The organism is Nocardia sp. NPDC060220 (assembly GCF_042727815.1).
GTDB lineage: Bacteria > Actinomycetota > Actinomycetes > Mycobacteriales > Mycobacteriaceae > Nocardia.
The window spans coordinates 1-4866 of record NZ_JBHWZY010000534.1; the positions used below are offsets into that span (position 1 = coordinate 1).

General features: G+C 65.3%; 6 protein-coding genes. 4 read left to right on the forward strand and 2 right to left on the reverse strand.

Annotated features, from left to right (window positions below):
* Both ACFWF3_RS24390 and ACFWF3_RS24395 read left to right on the forward strand, forming a co-directional pair.
* A partial coding sequence (locus ACFWF3_RS24390; RefSeq protein ID WP_379315450.1) for an alkyl sulfatase dimerization domain-containing protein occupies positions 1-1024 on the forward strand: 1024 nt, incomplete at its 5' end.
* Between the two features lie 118 nt (positions 1025-1142).
* A complete protein-coding gene (locus ACFWF3_RS24395; RefSeq protein ID WP_379315452.1) occupies positions 1143-1541 on the forward strand; it encodes a nuclear transport factor 2 family protein in 399 nt (132 codons plus the stop codon).
* Here the strand turns inward: ACFWF3_RS24395 and ACFWF3_RS24400 are convergent.
* Positions 1528-1974 (reverse strand): hypothetical protein, encoded by a 447-nt coding sequence (locus tag ACFWF3_RS24400; RefSeq protein ID WP_379315454.1) that lies wholly within the window; start codon positions 1972-1974, stop codon positions 1528-1530. The two genes, ACFWF3_RS24395 and ACFWF3_RS24400, sit on opposite strands and share 14 nt — an antisense overlap.
* Before the next feature lie 183 nt (positions 1975-2157).
* Between ACFWF3_RS24400 and ACFWF3_RS24405 the strand changes: the two genes are divergently transcribed.
* Both ACFWF3_RS24405 and ACFWF3_RS24410 read left to right on the forward strand, forming a co-directional pair.
* On the forward strand, positions 2158-2535 hold the full coding sequence (locus tag ACFWF3_RS24405; protein WP_379315456.1) for an SHOCT domain-containing protein: 378 nt from the start codon (positions 2158-2160) through the stop codon (positions 2533-2535).
* 54 nt (positions 2536-2589) lie between these two features.
* Entirely contained in the window at positions 2590-4485 is a 1896-nt protein-coding gene (locus ACFWF3_RS24410) for an alkyl/aryl-sulfatase (RefSeq protein WP_379315458.1), read from the forward strand.
* 38 nt (positions 4486-4523) lie between these two features.
* Here the strand turns inward: ACFWF3_RS24410 and ACFWF3_RS24415 are convergent, their stop codons facing one another.
* Positions 4524-4841: an SHOCT domain-containing protein gene (locus ACFWF3_RS24415; protein ID WP_379315460.1), complete on the reverse strand. Its 318-nt coding sequence runs from the start codon at positions 4839-4841 to the stop codon at positions 4524-4526.
* Positions 4842-4866 lie beyond the last annotated feature (25 nt).

The following is a 4866-nucleotide window of genomic DNA, read 5'->3' on the forward strand; positions in this document are numbered from 1 at the left end:
CAATCTGCACAACCTGCTGACCCTGCGCGGCGCGCAGGTGCGCGATCCGCGGATCTGGTCGCGCTACATCGACGAGGCGATCGAGATGTTCGCCGTCGACGCCGATGTCGCGTTCGCCTCGCACCACTGGCCCACCTGGGGTGCCGAGAACATCATGGGATTCCTGTCGGTGCAGCGTGACCTGTACATGTACCTGCACGACCAGACGCTGCGGATGATGAACGAGGGACTCAACGGCCCGGAGATCGCCGAACAGTTCGAGTTGTCGCCGAACCTGGCCGACGCGTGGAGCGCCCGTGGCTATTACGGGTCGGTGAGCCACAACGTCAAGGCGGTCTACCAGCGCTATCTCGGCTGGTTCGACGGGAACCCGACCTCGCTCTGGGAGCACCCGCGTACGGCGAAAGCGGTCCGGTACGTCGAGACCATCGGCGGCATCGACACGGTGATCGAGAAGGGCCGTGCCTACGCCGACTCGGGCGATCTGCGTTTCGCCGCTGAGCTGCTCACCCATGCCGTGTTCGCCGAGCCGGACAACAAAGCCGCGAAAGACGCACTCGCCCAGACCTATCGAACACTCGGCTTCGGGGCCGAGAACGCCACCTGGCGCTGCTTCTACCTCACCGGCGACAACGAACTGCGGCACGGAATCCAACGGACCGAGCTCGACCTCGGCGGCGGGATGGCCGCGGCACTGTCGGTGGACCAGCTGTTCGACTCGATCGCCATCCGGGTGAACGGTCCACGCGCGGCGAAGGATTCGTTCCGGATCGAATGGCATTTCACCGACCAGGACTCCGTCGTGCGTCTCACTCTGTCCAACGGCGTCCTCATCCAGACGCCCGACCCACGGTCCAAGGCCGATATCGACCTCACCGTCACTCTCACCAAGCCGCAACTGCTCGGCATTCTCGCGGGCAAGGGCTTGGCCGGGATCGACCACACCGGCGACCCCGGCGTCCTCCAGCGACTGTTCGGTCTCCTGGACACCCCCGACCCGAATTTCGCGGTCGTGACACCGTAACCGTGCGTCGATGCGGCCGCCGCCGAAGCTGGGCGCGGCCGCATCGCCGGTCAGGGCCGCGGGCAGCGCGTTCCATTCGTCCAAGACCGCCGACCGCGCTCAGTCTTAGCGTTGCCGCATGGCAACAACACGAACTTCTTCCGGTCGCACGGTCGATGACCAACTCCTGGCCGTTCTGGACGAGTGGCAGGTGGCGATCGTCGCCAACGATGCGGACCGGATCGGCTCCTATATGGCCGACGAGTGGATCATGGTCTCCGAGAACGGCATGACCACCGCCGAACAGTTCCTGGCCTTCGTCCGATCGGGTGACCTCACACACTCGGCGATGGAGCGCGTCGGCGAGCCCAGAATCCGCTACCACGGCGAACTCGCCCTGCTGACGACCAGGGTCACCAATACCGCTCACTACCAGGGCATTCGATTCGACGCCGACGAATGGACCACCGACGCCTTCCGCCACACCGACGGCCGATGGCGCTGCGTGTTGACCCAGATCACCGCTACGAAGACGTAGCCATCTCGGACACGGGGACCACCTGCACGCTCAGACTCGGTCGGGGGTTCCAGGTGGAGATGGCCCAGATGACGACGAGGTCGATGCCGATGATGATCACCGACCACCACGGGCAGTACGGCAGGGACAGGAAATTGGCGATGATCGAGAGGGCAGCCAGACAGTAGGCGGCGATGCGGGCCCAGGATGCGGTCAGAATCATCCCGACGGCGACGGCTACGAGGAGTACACCCAGCGCCAGGTGGATCCAGCCCCAGGCGCTGACGTCGAGCTGGTAGCTGTATTCGCTCGGGATCAGGAACATCTCGTCCTCGGTGACGTCGGCGATACCGCGCAGGATGCTCAGTGTGCCCGCTACCAGGAGCATGATCACCGCGAGCATGGTGATGCCCGCCGCGAGACCCTGGCGGACGGGATGCGAGGTGATCGTCATGGATTCGACGGTAGGGGCTGTCGGGGACGATCCGGATCCCCCGTTACGGGTGAGGTCGAGCGGTGCGGACGGATTCACCCGATTCGGATGATGTGTGCGGGCAGGGGCTTCGCGACGATGGCGGCAAGGGTTGAACCGTAACCGCCGCCCGGTGGTCACGCATCACAGAAGTGAGGTCGAATCATGTCGTCGGTGTGGGACGTTCTCTGGGTCATCATTGTGAGCTTCTGCTTTGTCGCCTACCTGATGTTGATGTTCTACCTGCTCACCGATCTTTTCCGCGACCGGTCCACCTCGGGCTGGGTGAAAGCGGTGTGGGTGGTGTGTCTGATCCTGTTCCCGCTGCTCACCGGACTGGTGTATCTGATCTTCCGCGGTAGCGGCATGGCGGAACGGACCGCCGAAGCGCAGAAGCAGGCACGCACGGAGACCGACGATTACATCAGGCAGGCCGCGGGCACCAATTCCGCAGCCCAGATCGCCGACGGGAAGAAGCTGCTCGACGCCGGCGCCATCACCGAGGCGGAATTCCAGCAACTCAAGGCCAAGGCTCTCTCCTGAAATCCGCGAACGACTGCGCGATCCGGCGTCGCTCACAGACAGGAACACCATCTGATGACCAGTCAGCAGGATGCCTCGGCCAGCGTCGAAGCCAACAACGAGACGTTGCTGCGCACGCTACCGTTCGATGACAACCAGGATTTCGCCGATGCCGAGCGTGGGTTCGTCGCGGCGCTGACGCCGGGGGTGGTGAAGAACGCCGCGGGCAAGGTGGTGTGGGACATCGACGCCTACTCGTTCCTCGACGGCGAGTGCCCGCCCACGGTGAATCCGAGTCTGTGGCGGCAGTCGCAACTGTGTGTGAAGCAAGGCCTGTACGAGGTCACCGACGGCATCTTCCAGATCCGCGGATTCGATCTGTCCAATATGACGCTGGTCGAAGGCGACGCCGGCGTGATCGTGATCGATCCGCTGATCTCGGAGGAGACCGCCGCCGCCGGGCTCGCGCTGTACCGCGAGCATCGCGGCGACCGCCCGGTGACCGGGGTGATCTATTCGCATTCCCATATCGACCATTTCGGCGGTGTGAAGGGGGTGACCACCGAAGAAGAGGTGGCGGCCGGGCATTGCCCGATCATCGCGCCGGTCGGTTTCACCGAACACGCGGTCGAGGAAAACGTGTACGCGGGCACCGCGATGGCGCGCCGGGCGGCCTATATGTACGGCGCCGCACTTCCCCGCGGACCGAAGGGGTCGGTCGGTGCCGGCCTCGGGCCGACGAATTCGCTCGGTACCCCGACCTTGATCTCGCCGACGGTCTACATCGACCACACCGGGCAGACCGTGACAGTAGACGGGGTGAGTATCGAATTCCAGATGACGCCGGGCACCGAGGCGCCATCGGAGATGAACTTCTACTTCCCCGACCGGCGGGCGCTGTGCATGGCCGAGAACGCCACCCACACCCTGCACAATCTGCTGACATTGCGCGGTGCGCTGGTTCGCGATCCGCACGTGTGGTCGAGTTACCTCACGCAGGCGATCAACCGATACGCCGCCCGCACCGATGTCGTGTTCGCCTCGCACCATTGGCCGACCTGGGGAACCGATCGGCTGACCGAATTCCTTTCGGTACAGCGCGATCTCTACGGCTATCTCCACGACCAGACTCTGCGGGCATTGAACAAGGGCTCCACCGGCATCGAGATCGCCGAGGACCTGCCCTTGCCGCCCGCCGTCGTGAACTCGTGGTCGACCCACGGCTATTACGGGTCGGTGAGCCACAATGTCAAAGCGATCTACCAGCGATACATGGGCTGGTTCGACGGCAATCCCGCCACGCTGTGGCAGCACCCGCCGGTCGCGAACGCCCGGCGCCATGTGGAATTCATGGGCGGTGCCGACGAAGCCATCGCCAAGGCGCGAAAGTCCTACGACGAGGGCGACTTCCGCTGGGTGGCCCAGGTGCTCAACTACGTCATCTTCGCCGACCCCGGCAATGCCGAGGCGAAAGCGCTGCAGGCCGACACGCTCGAACAGCTCGGCTTCGGCGCGGAGAACGGCACCTGGCGCAACTTCTTCCTGATGGGCGCCTACGAATTGCGCAACGGCAATGTCGGTACTCCGCTGGCGACGTCCTCGGCCGACATTTCCGCCGCCCTCTCCGTGGAGCAGCTGTTCGACGCGATGGCGCTGCGCGTCGACGGCCCGCGCGCGTGGGACGCGAGGATCGTCATCGACTGGCGCACCACCGATTCCGGCACGGTGCACCGCACCGAGCTGCGCAACGGACTGCTCGTGCACTTCGACGTCGAAGGCGACCTCCCACCCGCCCAGGCGACGTTTACGCTCACCGAAGCGGACCTGCGCGCGGCACTGCTCGGTGGCCAGGATCTGGCGAAGATGATCGGCGACGGTCGCGTCACCGCCGAGGGTGATCCCACCAAGCTGGCCGAACTGGTCGGCTACCTCGACGCCCCCGACCCGGATTTCGCGATCGTCACCCCCTGATCCACCGGCACCGTGCCGGGGAGTCGTTCGCTGAGAACTCAGCTGAGCAGTTTGGCTTTCGCGGCGGCGAATTCGGCGTCCGACAGTGCGCCCGCGGAATGCAGTTCGGCCAAGGTGCTGAGCTGGGCGACGGTGTCGTTGCCCGCACTCGGGGCAGCGGGCGGCGGGGGAGCCTGTTGCTGCGGCGGCGGAGGCGGTGCCTGCTGTTGGGCGTAGGCCTGTTGTTCGGCGGCCCGCTGCGCGCCCCGCCGGTTCATCGCGTTCGAGGTGGCGGTCGCGGTACCCGCGACGACCGCGGTTCTGGCGATGGTGCCGATCAATCCCGGTCGCCCGACGCGACCCCGGCGAAGTGGCATATCGATTCCTTCCTAGGCGAGGGCG

What these genes read in the sequence shown, in the direction of transcription:
- ACFWF3_RS24400 (WP_379315454.1), bottom strand. Translation starts at nt 1,974, where the DNA reads ATGACGATCACCTCGCATCCCGTCCGCCAGGGTCTCGCGGCGGGCATC.
- ACFWF3_RS24405 (WP_379315456.1), top strand. Translation starts at nt 2,158, where the DNA reads ATGTCGTCGGTGTGGGACGTTCTCTGGGTCATCATTGTGAGCTTCTGC.
- ACFWF3_RS24395 (WP_379315452.1), top strand. Translation starts at nt 1,143, where the DNA reads ATGGCAACAACACGAACTTCTTCCGGTCGCACGGTCGATGACCAACTC.
- ACFWF3_RS24415 (WP_379315460.1), bottom strand. Translation starts at nt 4,841, where the DNA reads ATGCCACTTCGCCGGGGTCGCGTCGGGCGACCGGGATTGATCGGCACC.
- ACFWF3_RS24410 (WP_379315458.1), top strand. Translation starts at nt 2,590, where the DNA reads ATGACCAGTCAGCAGGATGCCTCGGCCAGCGTCGAAGCCAACAACGAG.